General features: G+C 67.6%; 17 protein-coding genes. 8 read left to right on the top strand and 9 right to left on the bottom strand.

Going from position 1 to position 18,576, the window contains the following annotated elements:
- Nucleotides 1-94: 94 nt before the first annotated feature.
- The 6 genes from CP958_RS14440 to CP958_RS14415 all read right to left on the bottom strand — a co-directional run bounded on the left by CP958_RS14440 (nucleotide 95) and on the right by CP958_RS14415 (nucleotide 6,357).
- The gene (locus tag CP958_RS14440) at nucleotides 95-1,456 is read right to left on the bottom strand and encodes an aromatic acid/H+ symport family MFS transporter (RefSeq protein WP_096702664.1); all 1,362 of its coding nucleotides are present in this window, start codon (nucleotides 1,454-1,456) and stop codon (nucleotides 95-97) included.
- Between the two features lie 282 nt (nucleotides 1,457-1,738).
- Nucleotides 1,739-2,902 carry a glycosyltransferase family 9 protein gene (locus tag CP958_RS14435; RefSeq protein ID WP_096702662.1) on the bottom strand — a complete coding sequence of 388 codons (1,164 nt, stop codon included), beginning with the start codon at nucleotides 2,900-2,902 and terminating at the stop codon, nucleotides 1,739-1,741.
- A 158-nt stretch (nucleotides 2,903-3,060) separates the two neighbouring features.
- Complete coding sequence (locus tag CP958_RS14430; RefSeq protein ID WP_096702660.1) at nucleotides 3,061-4,182, bottom strand: glycosyltransferase family 9 protein; 1,122 nt, start codon at nucleotides 4,180-4,182, stop codon at nucleotides 3,061-3,063.
- Nucleotides 4,179-5,297, bottom strand: coding sequence for a glycosyltransferase family 9 protein (locus CP958_RS14425; RefSeq protein ID WP_096702658.1), 1,119 nt, complete (start codon nucleotides 5,295-5,297; stop codon nucleotides 4,179-4,181). The genes CP958_RS14430 and CP958_RS14425 overlap by 4 nt, the downstream gene beginning before the upstream one ends.
- Before the next feature lie 12 nt (nucleotides 5,298-5,309).
- A complete protein-coding gene (locus tag CP958_RS14420; RefSeq protein ID WP_096702656.1) occupies nucleotides 5,310-5,696 on the bottom strand; it encodes a DUF6165 family protein in 387 nt (128 codons plus the stop codon).
- Nucleotides 5,697-5,748: 52 nt separating this feature from the next.
- Nucleotides 5,749-6,357: a hypothetical protein gene (locus tag CP958_RS14415; RefSeq protein ID WP_096703056.1), complete on the bottom strand. Its 609-nt coding sequence runs from the start codon at nucleotides 6,355-6,357 to the stop codon at nucleotides 5,749-5,751.
- A 186-nt stretch (nucleotides 6,358-6,543) separates the two neighbouring features.
- On the opposite strand from CP958_RS14415, the gene CP958_RS14410 reads away from it, so the two are divergent.
- The 3 genes from CP958_RS14410 (at nucleotide 6,544) to CP958_RS14400 (ending at nucleotide 9,030) form a co-directional block, all read left to right on the top strand.
- Nucleotides 6,544-7,005: a CreA family protein gene (locus CP958_RS14410; protein WP_347337845.1), complete on the top strand. Its 462-nt coding sequence runs from the start codon at nucleotides 6,544-6,546 to the stop codon at nucleotides 7,003-7,005.
- The gene (locus CP958_RS14405; RefSeq protein ID WP_096702652.1) at nucleotides 7,005-8,687 is read left to right on the top strand and encodes a hypothetical protein; all 1,683 of its coding nucleotides are present in this window, start codon (nucleotides 7,005-7,007) and stop codon (nucleotides 8,685-8,687) included. Before CP958_RS14410 ends, CP958_RS14405 begins: the two co-directional genes overlap by 1 nt.
- A gap of 130 nt (nucleotides 8,688-8,817) precedes the next feature.
- Entirely contained in the window at nucleotides 8,818-9,030 is a 213-nt protein-coding gene (locus CP958_RS14400) for a hypothetical protein (protein ID WP_096702650.1), read from the top strand.
- A 78-nt stretch (nucleotides 9,031-9,108) separates the two neighbouring features.
- Here CP958_RS14400 and ppa read toward each other — a convergent pair whose 3' ends face one another.
- The 3 genes from ppa to CP958_RS14385 are packed head-to-tail and all read right to left on the bottom strand — an operon-like array spanning nucleotide 9,109 to nucleotide 12,190.
- Complete coding sequence (gene ppa / locus CP958_RS14395; RefSeq protein ID WP_096702648.1) at nucleotides 9,109-9,654, bottom strand: inorganic diphosphatase; 546 nt, start codon at nucleotides 9,652-9,654, stop codon at nucleotides 9,109-9,111.
- A gap of 16 nt (nucleotides 9,655-9,670) precedes the next feature.
- Nucleotides 9,671-10,792, bottom strand: a complete 1,122-nt coding sequence (gene ald, locus CP958_RS14390) for an alanine dehydrogenase (protein WP_096702646.1) — start codon at nucleotides 10,790-10,792, stop codon at nucleotides 9,671-9,673.
- A gap of 60 nt (nucleotides 10,793-10,852) precedes the next feature.
- Nucleotides 10,853-12,190 carry an AmpG family muropeptide MFS transporter gene (locus CP958_RS14385; protein WP_096702644.1) on the bottom strand — a complete coding sequence of 446 codons (1,338 nt, stop codon included), beginning with the start codon at nucleotides 12,188-12,190 and terminating at the stop codon, nucleotides 10,853-10,855.
- Nucleotides 12,191-12,306: 116 nt separating this feature from the next.
- Between CP958_RS14385 and CP958_RS14380 the strand changes: the two genes are divergently transcribed.
- The 5 genes from CP958_RS14380 (at nucleotide 12,307) to CP958_RS14360 (ending at nucleotide 18,576) form a co-directional block, all read left to right on the top strand.
- On the top strand, nucleotides 12,307-13,251 hold the full coding sequence (locus CP958_RS14380) for a cation diffusion facilitator family transporter (RefSeq protein WP_096702642.1): 945 nt from the start codon (nucleotides 12,307-12,309) through the stop codon (nucleotides 13,249-13,251).
- A gap of 78 nt (nucleotides 13,252-13,329) precedes the next feature.
- On the top strand, nucleotides 13,330-14,745 hold the full coding sequence (gene argH / locus CP958_RS14375) for an argininosuccinate lyase (protein ID WP_096702640.1): 1,416 nt from the start codon (nucleotides 13,330-13,332) through the stop codon (nucleotides 14,743-14,745).
- Nucleotides 14,742-14,945: a lipoprotein gene (locus tag CP958_RS14370; RefSeq protein ID WP_096702638.1), complete on the top strand. Its 204-nt coding sequence runs from the start codon at nucleotides 14,742-14,744 to the stop codon at nucleotides 14,943-14,945. The genes argH and CP958_RS14370 overlap by 4 nt, the downstream gene beginning before the upstream one ends.
- A 19-nt stretch (nucleotides 14,946-14,964) precedes the next feature.
- Entirely contained in the window at nucleotides 14,965-16,251 is a 1,287-nt protein-coding gene (gene lysA / locus CP958_RS14365; protein WP_096702636.1) for a diaminopimelate decarboxylase, read from the top strand.
- A 3-nt stretch (nucleotides 16,252-16,254) separates the two neighbouring features.
- Nucleotides 16,255-18,576, top strand: coding sequence for a DUF4175 family protein (locus tag CP958_RS14360; RefSeq protein ID WP_096702634.1), 2,322 nt, complete (start codon nucleotides 16,255-16,257; stop codon nucleotides 18,574-18,576).

Raw genomic sequence — 18,576 nt, 5'->3', positions numbered from 1 at the left:
CGGGCTCGACCCGAGGGTCCATGGATGGCCGGGTCAAGCCCGGCCATGACGAATGGAAAGGAAGGATTCCACCTCAACCCGACAGACCTCTGCCTCAATCGGGCTCCATCATCCCGGTCTCGGCGGCGAAGGCCAGGTCCTTCTCCTCGGCCGGGGCGTGCTGAGCGCTGCGCACCACCAGGCTCATGGCGATGGCGGCGATCACTCCGGGCACCGCGAAGGCCATGAAGTTCTGCATCAGCGGCAGCTTCCAGGCCAGCAGCGTCCCGCCCAGCATCGGGCCGAGAATGGCGCCGCTGCGTCCCACGCCCGAGGCCCAGCCGATACCGGTGGAGCGGATGGCCATGGGATAGAACTGCGCCACATAGGCGTAGAGCAGGATCTGGGTGCCGATGGTGGTGGCACCGGCCACCGCCACCAGGACATAGAGCACCATGGTCGGGCTCTTGACCCCCAGCAGGCTGATGGAGATGGCGGCGATCACGAAGAACGCCACCAGGACGCGCTTCAGGTTCATGCGGTCGGCGATATGGCCGCCGCCCACCGCGCCGAAGATGGCGCCGAAATTCAGCACCAGCAGGAAGCTCAGGCTCGAGCCCAGGCCATAGCCGGCCGTGGTCATCAGCTTGGGCAGCCAGGAGCCCAGGGCATAGACCATCAGCAGGCACATGAAGAAGGCGACCCAGAACATCACCGTGGAAAGGCCCCGGCCATCGGCGAACAGGGCCGGCAGCGAAGCCTGGCCGGTGGCGCCGGTGGGAAACGAGATCTCGTCACCGGGCTGCGGCTTGTAGGACGGCTCCAGCCGGACCAGCTTGTCGATGGCTTCCTCGGTGCGGCCGGCCTTGATCAGGAACCCGATGGATTCCGGCATCAGGTACAAGGTGACCGGCAGCAGCAGCAGGGGAACCGCCGCCACGAAGAACACCGCCGACCAGCCGAAGGTGGGAATCAGCGTCATCCCCAAGCCCGCCGACAGCATGCCGCCCACCGAATAGCCGCTGAACATCACGGCCACCAGGGTGCTGCGCAGCCGCTTCGGCGCGTATTCGGTCATCAGCGCCACCGCATTGGGCATGACGCCGCCGATGCCAAGACCGGCGATGAAGCGGCAGATCGCGAATTCAGTGGTGTCGCGGACGAAGCCGTTCAGCACCGTGAACAGGCTGAACAGCACGACGCAGACCGCGATGATCGGCTTGCGCCCGAAGCGGTCGGACAGGGACCCGAAGGTCAGGGCTCCGAACATCATGCCGAACAGGGCATAACTGCCCAGCGCGCCGGCCTGGATGGGGTCCAGGTGCCATTCCTTCATGAGAACCGGCAGGACCACGCCGTAGATGACCAGATCGTAGCCGTCGAAAATAATGATCAACGCGGTCCAGAACAGAACGTTCCAGTGGAACTTTCCGAACTTCGCCTCGTCGATCAGCTTGTGTGCATTGACCAATGCCATAAGAAAACATCCCTCCACGCATAGCGAATCAAGACATGCGCACCATCCCGGCAGCGAAAACGCCGACAGGGGGTGTCATGTTCAACCGATTGCTTTGTCTGATTATTTTTTGGGTCGCTGACCGTTTTTCGGTCAGGCCATGCCGCCACCATAGACGGGACGGCGGACTTTGTGAAGCGGACTTGCCGCTAAAGCGGCCGTTGAGGGCGCGGCCAAGGGCGCGGATGCGCCCGCCCGGCGAGGGAAATGATAAGGCCTATAGCGTGATACACATTTTGGGCATCACGCTATAAAGGCCAGTTGCTCCCGCACGGCGGCCCACACCGCCTCCGGAGTGATCTCGGCGACGCAGGGGAAGGCATCCTGGTCGCTCTGGCGCTTGGGGCAGCGCCACAGGCAGTGATAGCACTCCATGGGAGCGTTGAGGAAACGGGCCCGCGGCGGGCGGATTTCCTCGGGGTAGGGCACAAAGCAGCCGAAATGGCCGCCGCCGGCCAGCAGCACGGTGGGCGCCCCCACCCCGATGGCCAGATGGCCGGGGCCGGAATCGTTGCCGACCACGCAGGCGGCATGCTTCATCACATCCACCGTCTGCCCCAGCTTGAGCGCGCCGATGGCGTCGATCAGGCCGGGATGGTTCAGTTCGGCCAGGGCAGGCTTGGCATAGGCTTCCTGCGGCCCGCCGACGAACACCACCCGCAGCCCGGCTTCCAGGGCTTGTTTCGCAACGGCAATGAAATTCGCCAGGGGCCAGCGCCGCCCCGGCTCGTTGGAGCCGATGAACATCACCACATAGGGCGCCCCCTCGGGCAGGGCCGGCGCGCGATCGGGCCAGGGAATGGCGGGCACTTCCGCGGGCATGCGGGTGCCCGACAGGGCCTGCAGAAAGGTGAAGTGCCGCAGGCCCTCGTGGGTGGGATAGGGGCCGGTGTCGATCACCCGTGTCGCCTTGGCCAGGTACCAGGCGTATTCCGCCCTGGTGCGCTCGGTGATGAACGGGGCGCAGACGATGCGCTCCTCCGCCCGGCTGGCCCAGACCAGGGTATCGGCGGTCAGGGTCTTGCGCATGAACATGTCGCACAGCGCCGTCTTGAAGCCCTGGCGGCGAATCCACAGGGCGATCTTCAGGCGATAGAGCCACTTCTTCTCGAAGGCGTGCTCGTCGATGGTCACCAGGGTGAAGCCGGCGAACACCTCCGCCGCGACCGCCTTCCACGAATGGCAGCCCAGCACGGTGATCTCGGATTTGGGAAGTCCGAGGACGAAGGGATAGTGCTCGAGGGCGGCCCGGAACATCACCATGTCGCCGATGCCGTCCATGCGCACCACCACGGCGCCCTTGCGGACGCGCGGGGCGGGCCACAGGGCGACGATGGCGTCGATGGGACGGAACATCCACCAGCGCCGCCGCATGCCGCGCGGAAACAGGGTCGAAAACAGGCTCATGAAGATGTCTTGTTGTCCCTCGGCACCGACAGGGCCATCGGCAGATGCCGAGATTTACCACGAAGGCATGAAGGTACGAAGGTCAGGTTGAGGGAAGAATCCATCTTCGTGATTTCTTCGCGCCTTCGTGCCTTCGTGGTGAATTCATCCCTGGCCGATCAGAACATGCCCCGCGCCACCGAATCGCGGACGAAGGCCAGCACATGGTCGGTGTCGATGGCGTTGACGCACTTGTACATGCCGTCTTCCAGCGGGAACTTGCAGCGTCCCAGGCAGCCCTGGCATTCCATGGGCACGTAGACGAACTGCACGTTGCCCGGCACCACCCGCTCGTCATAGGGCACGCCGGCCCCCACATAGGCGGCGCTGGCCATGCACAAGGTGGGAGCCCCCAGCAGCACCGCCAGATGCAGGCCGGCGGTATCGACGCCGATCACCAGCCGGGACCCCAGCAGGATGGAGGCCAGCCGGTCGAAGCCCGAGGTCTCCATCTTGACGTTGGGCTGGGTCAGCAGCGCCATGTATTCGGGATACTTGTCGAAATCGTTCCTGTGCCCGGCCACCAGCACCTGCCAGTCGGCGGGCACCAGATCGGCCAGTTGCCGCCAGATCTCGGCGGGCAGCATGCGCTGCTTCACCCCCGAGAAGGGCAGCAGCACGATGGTGGGGGCGGGCAGGGCCTCGGCATTGGGCAGCTGGCTGTCTTCCAGCAGGGCCAGGACCGGCGGCTGGCGGTCGTCCAGCACCTCGTCGGCGAAGCGCGACCAGCGGACGATCTTGTCCTGGCGCACCGGCCCCGAATCGAACAGCAGGTCGAAGACCTTCTCGCTCTCCTCCAGACGCTGGTGGAAGTTGCGCTTGAAGGGCGGCGGCACCATGCCGGCGGTCTCGGCCGGGTCGGCGGTGATGATCAGCGCCTCGTCCTGGTCGTGCTCGCGCACGTAATCCAGCGAGACGATCAGCCGGTAATGCTGGGTGAACAGATCCTTGAAGGTGCTCCAGCGGTATTCCAGCTCGTCCAGGCGGCGGAAATCCACGCGGCGCAGCTTGAGCGTGCGGGGAAACAGGAAGGCCATGCCCGCCGCATCCGAACGGCACAGCAGGGTGACGTTCTCGTCCAGCTTGGCGAGACGCATGAAACGGGGCAGCACGGCGGACAGGAACACCATCTCGGCCGGGCCGCGCGAGCTGACCAGCAGCACGCCCTCGGCCCGCTTCCGGCGCTTCTTGTAGCGCAGCAGCAACCGCAGAACCGGATCAAGCAGGGCGGCGATCTTCATGAACCTCCCTCCACCATCCTGGCAATGTCCGTCAAAATCGCGTCGGAGTCGAGAGCCGCCACACAGGGAAACATGGAATTCACCGCCTTCAGGCGGCAATCGCCCAGACAGCCGGCACAATCCATGGGCCGGTACAACACCTTCAGGTTGCCGGGCATCACCTCGTCGGCATAGGGCACGATCTCGCCGACAAAGCCGGCCGAGGCCAGGCACAGGGTGGGAACCCCCAGGGCGGCGGCCAGGTGCATGCAGGCGGTATCCACCGAGACCACCAGGGCGGCGCCGCGCATGATTCCCGCCAGTTCCGAGAAGGGCGCCGGCTCGAACGAAACGTTGGAAAGCTCCAGCAGGGGCCGGTAATCGGGATTTTTGTCCAGGTCGGAGGGATGGCCGGCGATGCGCATGCGCCAGCCCGGCGGCAGGGACGCGGCGATGCGGGCATAGAGTTCGGGTGGGCTCTGCTTCGCCCTGACCGCCGAGAACGGCTGGACGATCACCGTGGGACCGGGCAGGTCCACCGGGGCCGGCATCTGCTCGGGCGACAGCGCCACACGGGGCGGCGGCAGGGCCCTGCCAGTCAGTTGGGAAGCGAAACGGGACCAGCGCACCACCTTGTCCTGCAGGGCCGGCCCGGAATCCACCAGCCGCCCCCAACGCTTTTCATTGGCGTCGAGACGGCTCTGGTACTTGGCCCACGGCCGGGCCCGCATGGCGGCGCTCTCCGGCGCCTCGCAGGCGAAGGCCAGGGCCTCGTCCAGGTCGGGATGGCGCTTGAAGTCGGTGGAGACCACCAGACGGTAATGGGCGCGATAGAGATCGTCGAAGGTGGCGCCACGATAGGCCGGGTCCTTGGCCAGACGGCCGAAATCCACCTTGATCACCTCGACCCGGGGCGGAAAGAGAAAGGCCATCCGCGCCCCGTCGGCGCGCAGCAGCACGGTGACCTTTTCGCCCGCCCGCGCCAGTTCCAGGAAGCGCGGCAGGACCAGGGCGAACAACACCGTGTCGCCCAGGCCGCCCGCCGACAGCAGCAGCACGCCCGAGGCCTCCGCCGGCCGTTCCGGCCGGGGCCGCAGGCGGCGCAGCGTATCGGAGATCAGGCGCTTCAGCTTCACGGCGCCCTCGCCTCAGTACGGAGCGTAGGACTTTTCCTCGATCAGCGCCGAGCCCAGCAGGTCGTTGACCTTGCGCTTGGCCGCCGCCCGCTCGTCGTTGGTGAAATAGACGGCGCGGGCCAGCTCGACGAATTTCGGGCCGAAATCCTTGGCGCGCTCGCAGTCGCGGATATCGTCCTCGATCACCCACAGCTTCTCGTTGATGGCCTTGAGTTCCGCCGACAGCCCCGCCAGACCGGCGTGATCGGGAAACTCGCGCTCGCGCACCGATACCAGCTCGTCCAGTTCCTTGGTGACGTTGGCGATCTTGGCGGCGTCGGACAGACGTTCCGCCTTGATCTCGAGAATGGTGATCTTGTCGATGATCTCGCCCCAGGACTGGGGAACCAGAACGGACATGGCAAACCTTCAGCTAGCCGGAAACCGTGCCGGTCTTAGCAGATTTAAGCCGTCAGCGCATCTCGATCCTGACCAGATCGGGCAGCTCGGCGTAATCCACCAGGATGCGCTTGACCCTGTCCTGCCACAGCTCGGCGAAGCGGGCCTGATCCTCGGGGTCGCGGCTGCCGGCCAGCACGCGCTGCAGACGCTCGCGCATCTCGGGATCGGCGGGAACCAGTTCGGGATGATAGCGGGCCACCGCCGTCTGGCCGTCATCGCGGCGGCGCAGCGCCAGCTCCGCTCCGATACCGGCCTCGAAGCGCAGCAGATCGTTGCGGTCGAACCGCCCGGCGATCCCCTTGAAGCCCCCCGGCCCGGCGGCGCCGGTGACCAGCCCGGCCACGGCGGCCATCACGCCGGTGACGCCGTAATCCTGGGCATCGTCCATCAGCACCTCGACGGCGCCACGCTCGGGCATGCCGTCGGGCCACAGGGAGCGCAGGGCCTTGATGGTCATCAGCCAGGCCCCGGCCACGGTGGGGCAGGAATGGCCGGCCAGACGCACCGCATCCTCGTAGCGATAGGTGATCAGGCCGTCGACGGGGGCGCCGAGGAAGGCGGACAGGGGATCACGCAGGGTGATGGCGGGAGCGTCGGCGAAAAAGGCGGGAAACGGCATGGCGGTATCCTGTTCCGGGGGGCTTGGTACTGTGCCCACCGCCATCGGGCGCGGTCCTTGAGCTTGGTCAGGCAAAAATATGTCCGTTGTGTAAACGCGTTCACAGTTTCCTCATGTTTTGGCCCTTATGGTTGATACTAAGATAGTCCGTCCGCTGCCCGGAGCTTATCGGCCGATATCATGAGCATCATTTTCCGCCTTGCCATCCTCTTCGCCGTCCTGTTGCTGGCCGCCCCCGTCGCGGCCGAGGAGATCGGCAGCGTCTCCACGGTATTCAAGGCATTGGGGCCCAACGACAAGATCGTGGTCGAGGCGTTCGACGACCCCAGGGTGGCGGGCGTCACCTGTTACCTGTCGCGGGCCAAGACCGGCGGCATCAAGGGCGGCGTCGGACTGGCCGAGGATACCTCGGACGCTTCCATCGCCTGTCGTCAGGTCGGGCCGATCCGTATCGAGGGCACGCTGAAGGACGGCGAGACGGTGTTCAAGAAGGACACCTCGCTGCTGTTCAAGACCCTGCAGGTGGTGCGCTTCCACGACCGCAAGCGCGACGTGCTGGTCTATCTGGTCTACAGCGACAAGATCATCGACGGGTCGCCCAAGAACTCGGTGTCGGCGGTCGCCATCGAGAAGAACTGGAAACCGTGATGACCGACACCCTGCCCGCCGACCAAAGACTGCTGCTCGACGACGTCCTGTCCCGGCTGGGCAAGGTGGAGGAGTCCGCCGGGCTGCTGCGCTTCATGGCCGAGATCCTGAAGACCCTGCTGCGCCGTCAGGGCGACCTCCAGTTCCTGGCGGTGATCCAGGACGCCTTCGCCGCCGGGCTGACCGGACTCACCTTTCCCGAACAGAAGGAACTGGCCGCCGAGGTCATCCAGGTGGTGATCACCAAGCGGCCCGAGATCGCCCTGGCCTGGCAGAAGATTCACGGCCAGCCGCCGCGGCAGGCGTCCATACCCGCCGAGGCCGCGGCTCCGGTCAAGGCGCAGGCTCCGGTCAGTCCGGCGCCGGTGCCGCAGCGCCGGGCCGCCGACCTGCCCATGGAGATGCCGCCGCCGCTGCCCCCCGAGGCGGACGAATACGCCTTCGGCCACGCCGAGGCCTTCGTCGCCAGCCAGTTGGGCGACGCCCTGGATAACCGCCTCGCCCTGATGCGGGTGCCGCTGCCGGCCATTCCCTCGGTGGCCTGGTGCCTGGACCAGCCCTTCTTCCTGTTCGTGCCCGGCTTCGCCGCCATCGCCAAGGCGTTCATCACCGGCCCCATCCTGCGCCGTTGCCGCGACGGGTTGGAAAAGCGGGTCCTGTCGCGCGTCGACCACGAAGTGCTGACCAGGCCCGAGCGCCAGACCGAATTCTGGAACGAGGCGCGCGAGCAGGTCTGGAAGGTGATCGACGAATCCCTGACCAAGCTCGCCACCCATCACAAGGCGGCCGAGGCCAAGCAGGCGGCCATCGCCCGCACCGGCAACGAGGGCAAGGAAGGCTTCAGGGTCGTCGAAATGCCGGTCACCCGGCCGCGCACCTATAACATCCTCGGCGTCGAGTTCGCCCTGGGCCAGATCACCACCACCAAGCGGGTCAAGGTCAAGGTGCCGCCGCCCTACAAGATGGAACCCGAAGAGATCGAGGCCATGGACCTGATCCGGGAATTCCGCAACGGCGCCGCCCAGGCCGGACTGAAGCTGCCCGACGCCGCCGACTTCCAGTTCCTGCGCACCCTGCTCAACTTCAACCCCCGCCTGTTCGCCCAGAGCCGCGACGAGCTGATCGGTCTGGCCGCGCACGAGGACACCACCAGCGCCTTCCTCACCGAACGCCTCAAGGCCGCCGACAAATCCTTCACCAATCACCTCACCGACGTGCTGGTGATGATGATGTTCACCCGCTGCGGCGACACCAGCTTCCGCCTGGCCCAGTTCCACGCGGCCTGCGTCGGTTCGGCGCGCGACAAGAGCGCCATGGTCGCCAAGCGGCCCTTCATTCCCGCCGAACTGGCGCGGCGCCCCCATGAACTGGCCCTGCAACTGCGCGAGGCGCTGCGCCGCCGCCTGCATCTCGACGCCGTGCTGGGCTCGGTGGAGCGGCTGCTCGACTGCTACAAGGTGATGAGCCGCAACCTGTTCGGCGCCGAGCTGGACGAGGCCCGTGGCGTGATCACCGCCTTTCCCATGGTCTTCGCCGCCGATGCCGAGGTCGCCACCTACACCACCATCGCCAAGCTGGTGCTGGCCACCATCACCGGCGAGCAGCCCGACCGTTCCATCTGCCTGATGCGGGTGGGACAGGCCTATGACCGTATCGGCCGCAAGGCGGCGGCGACGGCGTAAGGATAAAATCGATAAAATTGTCGGGAATTTGAAAACTATACTATAGGCGCAGGGCTCGCCTTCGCGAATCCCTCTGCTTATACTTGCCGTGACGAGCTATTCTGCGGTCGTGGGGAAAGAGGAGGCCGCCATGCTCGTCGTCGATCTGGGACTCAGCCGCCAGTCAAACTACGCTCCACTGACCGTCAACGGTCCCGATTACCTGATGGAGCTGGGGCGGTTCATCGCCCGGACCATCGCCGACGTGGAAGTCCGCGCCCATCTCGACCACGCCATGGCCACCGAAATGGTGTTCCGCAGCGAGTGCATGGACGACGACGTGGAAATGGTCGAGCACTGCTGATGCCGGGGGTATAAAGCGCAACCGCCGCCCCCGGTGAGGAGGGCGGCGGCGCAAGTGACCGGACCGAGTCGGACCGGCCTACTTCTTCTTCGGCTTGGCCGCGATGGCGCGGTCGATGGATTCCTGAATGATCTGGCCGGCGCGCTCCGGCCCGCCCCAACCCTTCAGGTTGACCCACTTGCCCACTTCCAGGTCCTTGTAGTGGACGAAGAAGTGCTCGATCTGCTGCACCAGGATCTTGGGCAGATCCTCGTAGGTGTTCACGCCGTCATAGAACGGGTGCAGCTTGGAATGGGGCACGGCCAGGATCTTCTCGTCCATGCCGGCCTCGTCTTCCATCAGCAGCACGCCGATGGGACGCGAGCGCATCACCGAGCCCACCGCCACCGGAATGCGGCCCACCACCATGACGTCCACCGGATCGCCATCGGCCGACAGGGTGTGGGGCACGAAGCCGTAATTGACCGGGTAGTACATGGCGGTATTGAGGAAGCGGTCCACGAACATGGCCCCCGATTCCTTGCAGATCTCATACTTCACCGGGTCGCCGCGCAGCGGAATTTCGATGATGACGTTGACGTCGCGGGGCGGGTTCTTGCCGATGGGGATCTTCTTGAGGTCCATTTTTGCTTTGTTTCCCTTATGGAGAAGATAGGGCTGTCTCGGCCGCCACATGGGCGTAACCGAGGTCCCGGGCCACGGCGGCGTGGGTGACGACGCCGTGGTGAACGTTGAGACCCGCGCGGAAATGCGGATCGTCCGAGAGCGCGCCGACCAGACCCTTGTCGGCCAGGGCCAGCACGAACGGCAGCGTCGCGTTGTTGAGCGCGAAGGCCGAGGTGCGCGCCACCGCCCCCGGCATGTTGGTGACGCAGTAATGTACCACACCTTGCTCGAGATAAGTGGGAGCGGCGTGGGTGGTGGGGCGCGCCGTGGCGATGCAGCCCCCCTGGTCGATGGCCACGTCCACCACCACCGAGCCGGGGCGCATGGCGCCCACCAGCTCGCGGCTGACCAGCCGGGGGGCGGAAGCACCCGGCACCAGCACGGCGCCGATCAGCAGATCGGCCTCCAGCACGTGGTGCTCGATATTGTCCATGGTGGCGTAGGCGGTCTCCACCGTGTTGAGCAGCAGTTCGTCGATCTGGGCCAGCCGGGTCAGCGAGCGGTCCAGCACCACGACACGGGCTCCCAGGCCCACTGCCATGCGGGTGGCGTTGGAGCCCACCACGCCACCGCCCAGCACCACCACCTTGGCCGGGGCCACGCCGGGCACGCCGCCCAGCAGCACGCCCGAGCCGCCCTGTTCCTTTTCCAGGCAATGGGCGCCCACCTGGATGGACATGCGCCCCGCCACCTCGGACATGGGGGCGAGCAGCGGCAGCCTGCCGTTGGAATCGGTCACCGTCTCGTAGGCGATGGCCGACACCCCCGATTCGACCAGGGCCTTGGTCTGGGTGGGATCGGGCGCCAGGTGGAGATAGGTGAACAGAATCTGGCCGGGACGCAGCAAGGCGAATTCCACCGGCTGCGGTTCCTTGACCTTGACCACCAGGTCGGCGAAGGCAAACACCCCGGCCGCGTCGGCGGCGACCTCGGCACCGGCGGCGCGATAGGCGGCGTCGGCGCAACCGATGCCGGCCCCCGCTTGCGTTTCCACCAACACCTGATGGCCGTGATGGACAAGCTCGCGCACCGAGCCGGGCGTCAGCCCCACGCGGTATTCGTGGCTCTTGATTTCCCTGGGAACGCCGATGCGCATTCCGTCATTACCTTTGGAAATATCCCTAGACCCTGAGAATGAGGCCTCGGGCCGCAGGATTCAACCGGGCTTGGATGCAACCCGGCCCTGCTGACGCATCAGCCAGGGCAGAATCAGCAGGGCGGGCAGAGTCACCACCGTGGTCAGCAGGAAGAAATCCACCCAGCCGAACATATCGGCCAGCTTGCCGCTGGTCGAGGCGAACAGGGTGCGCCCCACGGCGGTCAGCGACGACAGCAGGGCGTATTGGGTGGCGGTATAGGCCAGGTTGCACAGGCCGGAGATGTAGGCGACGAGCGCCGAGCCGGCCATGCCGGCGGTCAGGTTCTCCACCGCCACGCACAGCGCCAGGGCCCAGAGATTATGGCCGGCCACCGCCTGGACCACGTAGAACAGATTGCCGAGCGATTGCAGTATGCCGAACACTAGCAGCGCCCGCATGATGCCGAGCCGCACCACCAGGGCGCCGCCGATCACCGTGCCGGCCACCGTGGCGCCGAAGCCGAAGATCTTGCTGACCCAGGCGATCTCCTCGAGGGCGAAACCCATCTCGATGTACAGCGTGTTGGCCATGGCCCCGGCCATGGCCTCACCCATCTTGTAGCCGATGACGAACAGCAACACCGCCCACCAGGCCGGCCGCGCCATGAAATCGGCGAAGGGACAGATCACCGCGCCGTAGAGCCAGGCCGCCACCTTGGCCGGCGCTCCGGTCAGGTGCGGCCGGGCCTCCAGGTATTCGGCGGCGCGGCGCTCGCGCTCGGCGGTGGCGGCCGAGACCTTGACCGCCGGCTCGGGGCCGAGCAGCAGCACGAGCATGCCGACGCCCAGCAGCGCCGCCATGGTGGCGTAGGCGGCGAACCAGCCCCATTGCGAGGCCACCAGCAAGGCGCCCGCTCCCGCCGCCAGCATGGCGAGGCGATAGCCGGCCTGTACCGCTCCGGCACCCGGCCCCTGCTGCAGATCGTCGAGAATCTCCACGCGGTAGGCGTCGATGACGATGTCCTGGCTGGCCGACAGAAAGGCCACCACCACCGCCAGGGTGGCGGTCAGCCAGATCTGGCGAACCGGATCGGTGGCGCCCAGGGCCAGGATGGAGGCCATCAGCAGCGCCTGGATCAGCAGCCCCCACGAGCGCCGCCGCCCCAGCCAGCCGGTCAGCACGGGCAACGGCAGCCGGTCGATCAGCGGCGACCACAGGAATTTCAGCGCATAGGGCGTGCCCACCAAAGCGAAGATGCCGATGGCGGTGCGCGAGATGCCCTCGCCCTTCAGCCAGGCCGACAGGGTGGAAAAGGTCAGCAGCAGCGGCAGACCGCTGGAAAAGCCCAGCAACAGCACCATCACCACCCGCCGGTCCGCATAGGCTTTGAATCCGGAACGCCAGGAGGCACTCATGGGCTGATCATTCTGTCGCTGCGAGACATTACGGACCACAAGATGTTGATGGTCTCGCACTCTACCCTTGACCTTCCCCCCGATAAAGCCTTCATCCTGCCCGGTGGGAGGCAGCCATGGCCAGTCATCACCACCATGATCACGATCATCATTACCCCCACGACCATGCCCACGGGCATCATCACGGGCCGGCGCGGCATGACCGGGCCTTCGCCCTGGGCATCGCGCTCAATCTCGGCTTCGTCGGCCTGGAAGCCTGGTGGGGCGTGGCGGCCAATTCCCTCGCCCTGCTGGCCGATGCCGGCCATAACCTCTCCGACGTGCTGGCCCTGGTGCTGGCCTGGGCGGCCAGCGGCCTGGAGCGCCGCGCCGCCAGCCATCGCCGCACCTATGGCCTGGGGCGGGTCACCATCTGGGCGTCGCTGATCAACGCCCTGGCCCTGCTGGTGGCGGTGGGCGGCATCGGCTGGGAGGCGGTGGGGCGCTTCGGCCATCCCCAGGCGGTCGAGGGAAACGTGGTCATGACGGTGGCGGCGCTGGGCATCCTGGTGAATACCGGCACCGCCCTGATGTTCATGAAGGGCGCCGCCGGCGACCTCAACCTCAGGGGCGCCTTCCTGCACATGGCCGGCGATGCCGCCGTGTCGGCGGCGGTGGTGGTGGCCGCCCTGCTGATCGGGCTGACCGGCTGGACCTGGCTGGACCCCGCCATCAGCTTAGGGATCGCCGTGGTGATCGCCTGGAGCAGCCTGTCCCTGCTGAAGGAATCGGTCAATCTCAGCCTGGACGCCGTCCCGGCGGCCATCAATCTGGACGAGGTCGAGGGCTTTCTCGCCGGCCAGGGCGGGGTCGGGGGGCTGCACGACCTGCACGTCTGGCCGCTGTCCACCAGCCGGGCGGCGCTGACCGTCCATCTGATCATGGAGCGCATGCCGGAGAGCGACGCCTTCCTTCATCATCTGGCCGACGAGCTGGAACACCGCTTCGGCATCGGCCACGCCACCATCCAGCTGGAGTATGGCGACGAGGGGCGGGCCTGCCGCCTGACCGAGGCCCATTAGCCGCTGAGTCTTCCCGCCCTGGTCCGAAGAGTGTAGGTTGGCGCGGTTTTCCCCTCTCGCGCACTCACCAGGGCTTCCATGACCGACACCGACAAGAGCAAGGCCGCGTCCTCCATGTGGGGCGGGCGGTTCGCCGGCGGCCCCGCCGCCATCATGCAGCGGATCAACGCCTCCATCGATTTCGACAAGCGGCTGTATGCCCAGGATATCCGCGGCTCCAAGGCCCATTGCCGCATGCTGGTGAAGCAAAAGATCCTGACCGCGGCCGACGGCGCGCTGATCCAGGACGGCCTGGACAAGGTGCTGGCCGAGATCGAGGCGGGCAACTTCCCGTTCAGCCACGCCCTGGAAGACATCCACATGAACGTGGAATCCCGTCTGGCCGAGCTGATCGGCGAGGCGGCCGGGCGGCTGCACACCGCGCGCTCGCGCAACGATCAGGTGGCCACCGATTTCCGCCTGTGGGTGCGTGACGCCATGGATGGCATGGACGGCGCGCTGCGAGAGCTGGTCGCCGCCCTGCTGGACCGCGCCGACGAGCACGCCGCCACGGTGATGCCCGGCTTCACCCATCTGCAGACCGCCCAGCCGGTGACCTTCGGCCACCACATGATGGCCTATGTGGAGATGATCTCCCGCGACCGCTCGCGTTTGGGTGACGCCCGGCGGCGCCTCAACGAATGCCCGCTGGGCTCGGCGGCCCTGGCCGGCACCTCGTTCCCCATCGACCGCGAGGCCACCGCCGCCGAACTGGGCTTCGCCCGGCCCATGCGCAATTCGCTCGACGGCGTGTCCGATCGCGATTTCGCCTTGGAATTCATGTCGGCCAGCGCCATCTGTGCCGTACACCTGTCGCGGCTGGCCGAGGAGCTGGTGATCTGGACCAGTTCCCAGTTCCGCTTCGTCACCCTGTCGGATGCCTTCACCACCGGCTCGTCCATCATGCCGCAGAAGCGCAACCCCGACGCCGCCGAGCTGATCCGCGCCAAGACCGGACGGGTGATCGGCGACCTGAACGCGCTGCTGATCGTCATGAAGGGCTTGCCCCTGGCTTATTCCAAGGACATGCAGGACGACAAGGAGCCGGTGTTCGAGGTGGCCGATACCATGGAGCTGGCCATTGCCGCCATGACCGGCATGGTCAAGGACATGAAGGTGAACGTCGAGGTCCTGCGCGCCGCCGCCGGGGCGGGCTACACCACCGCCACCGACATCGCCGACTGGTGTGTGCGCGCCCTCGAGATGCCGTTCCGCCGCGCCCACCACGTGGCGGGATCGCTGGTCAAGCTGGCCGAGGGCAAGGGTTGCGGCCTGGAAGACCTGACCCTGGCCGAAATGCAGGCCATCGAGCCGGGTATCACCGAGGAGGCCCGGTCGGTGCTGACGGTGGATTCGTCGGTGGCGGCCCGCACCAGCCTGGGCGGCACCGCCCCGGCCCGCGTGCGGGAAGCGGTCATCGCGGCCCGCCAGCGCCTGACGGAGGACGTCAAATGACGATACGGTCCATCTTAGTCCTCGCCCTGGTCATCGGCGTCGCCGCCTGCGGCCGCAAAGGCATGCCCGAGCGCCCCGACGACGCGGTCTATCCCCGCGACTACCCCTACACGCCGCTGCCGTCGGAAACCAAGGCCAAGACCCAACCGGAACGGTCGGGCACGGCCGCTCCCGAACTGAACTTCCATAACGGCTACTGACCGGTATCCAGGAACACACATGAACCACTTCCACTATCAGAACGGCGAGCTGTTCGCCGAGGACGTCGCCATCGCCCGCATCGCCCGCGAGGTCGGCACCCCGTTCTATTGCTATTCCACCAATACCCTGGAGCGGCACTACACGGTGTTCGCCGAGGCGCTGAAGGCGGCGGGCCTGGACGCCACCATCTGCTTCGCCTGCAAGGCCAATCCCAACATCGCGGTGATCCGCACCTTCGCGCGATTGGGAGCGGGCGCCGACGTGGTCAGCGAGGGCGAGCTGCGCCAGGCCCTGGCGGCCGGCGTGCCGGCGGCGCGCATCGTCTTCTCGGGCGTCGGCAAGACCCGGCACGAGCTGGAATTCGCCGTGGCCAAGGGCATTTTGCAGATCAACGTGGAATCCGAGCCCGAGCTGGAGATGCTCTCCGAGATCGCGACGGCGCGCGGCGTGGTCATGCCCATCGCCATCCGGGTCAATCCCGACGTGGACGCCGGCACCCACGCCAAGATCACCACCGGCAAGAAAGAGAACAAGTTCGGCATCGAGTGGACGCGGGCCCGCGAGGTCTATGCCCGCGCGCGTACCCTGCCCGGCATCGAGCCGGTGGCCATCGCCTGCCATATCGGTTCGCAGCTGACCGAGCTTTCCCCCTTCCGCGAGGCCTTCCTCAGGGTGCGCGATCTGGTGGCGCTGCTGCGCGCCGACGGCATCGACATCCGCCGCCTGGACCTGGGTGGCGGCCTGGGCATCCCCTACGACGACGAGACCCCGCCCGAGCCCGCCGCCTATGCCGAGGTGATCAAGGCCACCCTGGGCGATCTCGGCTGCCGCTTCATGCTGGAGCCCGGCCGCCTGCTGGTGGGCAATGCCGGCATCCTGGTGTCCTCCATCATCCGGGTGAAGGAGGGCAGCACGCGGACCTTCCTGATCGTCGACGCCGCCATGAACGACCTGATGCGTCCCAGCCTCTACGACGCCTATCACTCCATCGTCCCGGTGGCCGAGCCCAGGCCCGGCACCGCGCTGGCCGAGGTGGACGTGGTCGGGCCGGTGTGCGAAACCGGCGACACCTTCGCCCGTCAGCGCCGCCTGCCGCCCATGCGGGCCGACGATCTGCTGGCCTTCGGCACCGCCGGAGCCTATGGCGCCGCCATGTCGTCCACCTACAACACCCGGCCGCTGATCCCCGAGGTTCTGGTCAAGGGTGGCGACTACGCCGTGATCCGCGCCCGGCCCAGCTATGACGACATGCGGTCGCTGGAAAGCCTGCCGGGATGGTTCGATAAGGCCGGGATGATTGGGTAAGGAATGAGCGACGCCCTTTCCCGCAAGCTGCGTCTGGTTCGCCTCGCGCTGCTGTGGGAAAGGGCGTGGCCGCCCCTGGCGGCGGCCCTGTCGCTGCTGGCCCTGTTCCTGGCCCTGGCCCTGTTCGATACGGCGCCGCTGCTGCCGTTCTGGCTGCATGCCGCCCTCGCCCCGGCCTTCGCCCTGGCCATCGTCGTCCTGCTGTGGAAAGCCTGGCGGGTGGAGCGCCCCGCCCCCGACGAGGCGGCGCGGCGGCTGGAGCGGGATTGCGGACTCTCCCACCGGCCGCTGGCCGCCCTGGCCGACCATCTGGCGGCCGGCGACCCGGCCCTGTGGCAGGCCCACCGCGCCCGCATGGAGCGGGAGGCCCGGGGCTTGCGGCCCGGCTGGCCCGATCCGGTGCTGCCGGCCCGCGACCCCCTCGGCCTGCGCTTCGCCGTCCTGCTGCTGCTGGTCATCGCCGCCGCCGGGGGACGGTCCGACCCCTCCGACCGGCTGGCCCGCGCCGTGAACCCCTATTCCCACCGCCCGGCCCTGGATTCCGACACCCTGGAGGTGTGGATCGTGCCGCCCGCCTATACCGGCCTGGGCCAGACCCTCTTGAAGCCGGGCCAGGGCGCCGTCACCGTTCCGGCGGGAAGCCATGCCCGCGCCGTGACCTCGTGGCGCGGCTGGGGCGGCTCCGCCCTGTCGGCCGGCGGTGACGCCAAACCGTTCGGCGAGGACGGCCGCGCCGAACTGGCCCTGGACGGGGGACCCAGCCTGGACGTGCGCCTGGGCCTGCGGCTGGCCGCCTCGTGGCCCATCACCATCCGCCCGGATACCCCGCCCTCCATCACCGTCGCCCAGCCGCCCAAGGGCGACGAGCGCGGCCGCCTGACCCTGGACCTGGACGCCGCCGACGATTACGGCCTGTCGCGGGCCTGGGTGGAAGTGCGGCCGGTCGAGGGTGCGGATGAAGCGCTGCGTCTCGACCTCGTCCTGCCGGGCGAGCGGCTGCGCCAGGCCCGGCTGTCGTTGCGCGCCGATCTGGCCGACCACGACTGGGCGGGGCACAAGGTGCGCCTGACCCCCAAGGCCGAGGACGGGGCGGGTCAGGTGGGCGAAGCGCCGCCGGTGGAGGCGATCCTGCCCGAGCGGCAGTTCCGCCACCCCCTGGCCCGCGCCCTGGTGGACTGGCGGCGGCAATTGAGCGACGCCCCCCGGCTGGGGCCGGAGATGGCCGAGGAACTGCGCCAGATCCTGAACGAGCCCCAGGCCTTCGGCGGCGACAGCCGGGTGTTCCTGGCCCTGTCGGTCACCCGCCACATGCTGATGCGCCCGGATTTCGAGCGGGACCGCATGCGTTCGCTGCTGTGGTACGCCGCCACCCGCATCGAGGACGGCGGCCTGCCCGCCGCCGAGAAATCCCTGGAGGATGCCCGCTCGCGTCTGGAGCGCGCCCTGGCCGACAAGGCCGACACCGCCGAACTGTCCCGGCTGGTGGAGGAGTTGGAGGCGGCCCTGGAGCAATGGATGGAGGCCATGGCCGAACTGGGCCTCGACCAGTCCGTGCCGCCCGGCGACAGCGCCGCCGCCGCCGATCTTTCCGACATGCTCGACCAGTTGCGCGGACTGGCCGAAACCGGCGACCGCGAGGGCCTGCGCCGCCGGCTGGAGCAATTGTCGCGCCTGATGGCCGAAATGGGTCCGCCGGGGCGCGGCCAGGGCGGCGACCCCGCCGCCGCCGAAGCCATGCGCCGCCTGCGCGAGCTGACCGGCCGCCAGCAGGAGCTGCTGGACAAGAGCTTCCGCAAGGTCCCGGCGCCCGAGGATCAGGCGGCCGATGACGGGGACTCGCCCAAGCCCCGCCGCAAGCCCTCTTCCGCCGAACGGGCCGAAGCCCGCAGGCAGGCGGCGGAGCAGAAGGCCCTGCGCCAGGCCCTCGAGCAATTGGGCAAGTCCATGCCCCAGCCGCCGGATTCAATTGCCGAGGCGGAACGATCCATGCGGGGTGCGGAGTCCAGCCTGGGTGACGGCGAATGGGCCGAGGCCGCCGAGCAGCAGACCGAAGCGGTGAAGCGGCTGCAGGACGGCGCCCGCCAGATGATGGAGCGCATGGAAGCGGCTGGGACCAAGGGCTCGCCCGGCTTGCTGCCCCGCGATCCCTTCGGCCGCACCCTCAACGGCCCCACCTTCGCCGATGACGGCCGCACCAAGGTGCCGGGCCGTTCCGACACCATGCGGGCGCGGGAAATCCTGCAGGAATTGCGGCGACGCTCCGGCGACCAGCACCGGCCGGAACCGGAGCGGGATTACCTCAGGCGGTTGCTGAAACCGTTCTGA

It is taken from the genome of Magnetospirillum sp. 15-1 (genome assembly GCF_900184795.1).
Taxonomy (GTDB): Bacteria; Pseudomonadota; Alphaproteobacteria; order Rhodospirillales; family Magnetospirillaceae; genus Phaeospirillum.
The sequence above is the reverse complement of the archived record's forward strand: the minus strand, read 5'-3'. Positions and strand labels throughout refer to the sequence as shown.

Bases quoted from the DNA above. Each gene is read 5' to 3' on its own strand.
- CP958_RS14405 (WP_096702652.1), top strand. From the start codon at position 7,005: ATGACCGACACCCTGCCCGCCGACCAAAGACTGCTGCTCGACGACGTC.
- CP958_RS14420 (WP_096702656.1), bottom strand. From the start codon at position 5,696: ATGTCCGTTCTGGTTCCCCAGTCCTGGGGCGAGATCATCGACAAGATC.
- CP958_RS14385 (WP_096702644.1), bottom strand. From the start codon at position 12,190: ATGAGTGCCTCCTGGCGTTCCGGATTCAAAGCCTATGCGGACCGGCGG.
- ald (WP_096702646.1), bottom strand. From the start codon at position 10,792: ATGCGCATCGGCGTTCCCAGGGAAATCAAGAGCCACGAATACCGCGTG.
- argH (WP_096702640.1), top strand. From the start codon at position 13,330: ATGACCGACACCGACAAGAGCAAGGCCGCGTCCTCCATGTGGGGCGGG.
- CP958_RS14435 (WP_096702662.1), bottom strand. From the start codon at position 2,902: ATGAGCCTGTTTTCGACCCTGTTTCCGCGCGGCATGCGGCGGCGCTGG.
- CP958_RS14430 (WP_096702660.1), bottom strand. From the start codon at position 4,182: ATGAAGATCGCCGCCCTGCTTGATCCGGTTCTGCGGTTGCTGCTGCGC.
- CP958_RS14440 (WP_096702664.1), bottom strand. From the start codon at position 1,456: ATGGCATTGGTCAATGCACACAAGCTGATCGACGAGGCGAAGTTCGGA.
- lysA (WP_096702636.1), top strand. From the start codon at position 14,965: ATGAACCACTTCCACTATCAGAACGGCGAGCTGTTCGCCGAGGACGTC.
- CP958_RS14360 (WP_096702634.1), top strand. From the start codon at position 16,255: ATGAGCGACGCCCTTTCCCGCAAGCTGCGTCTGGTTCGCCTCGCGCTG.
- CP958_RS14370 (WP_096702638.1), top strand. From the start codon at position 14,742: ATGACGATACGGTCCATCTTAGTCCTCGCCCTGGTCATCGGCGTCGCC.
- CP958_RS14415 (WP_096703056.1), bottom strand. From the start codon at position 6,357: ATGCCGTTTCCCGCCTTTTTCGCCGACGCTCCCGCCATCACCCTGCGT.
- ppa (WP_096702648.1), bottom strand. From the start codon at position 9,654: ATGGACCTCAAGAAGATCCCCATCGGCAAGAACCCGCCCCGCGACGTC.
- CP958_RS14380 (WP_096702642.1), top strand. From the start codon at position 12,307: ATGGCCAGTCATCACCACCATGATCACGATCATCATTACCCCCACGAC.
- CP958_RS14400 (WP_096702650.1), top strand. From the start codon at position 8,818: ATGCTCGTCGTCGATCTGGGACTCAGCCGCCAGTCAAACTACGCTCCA.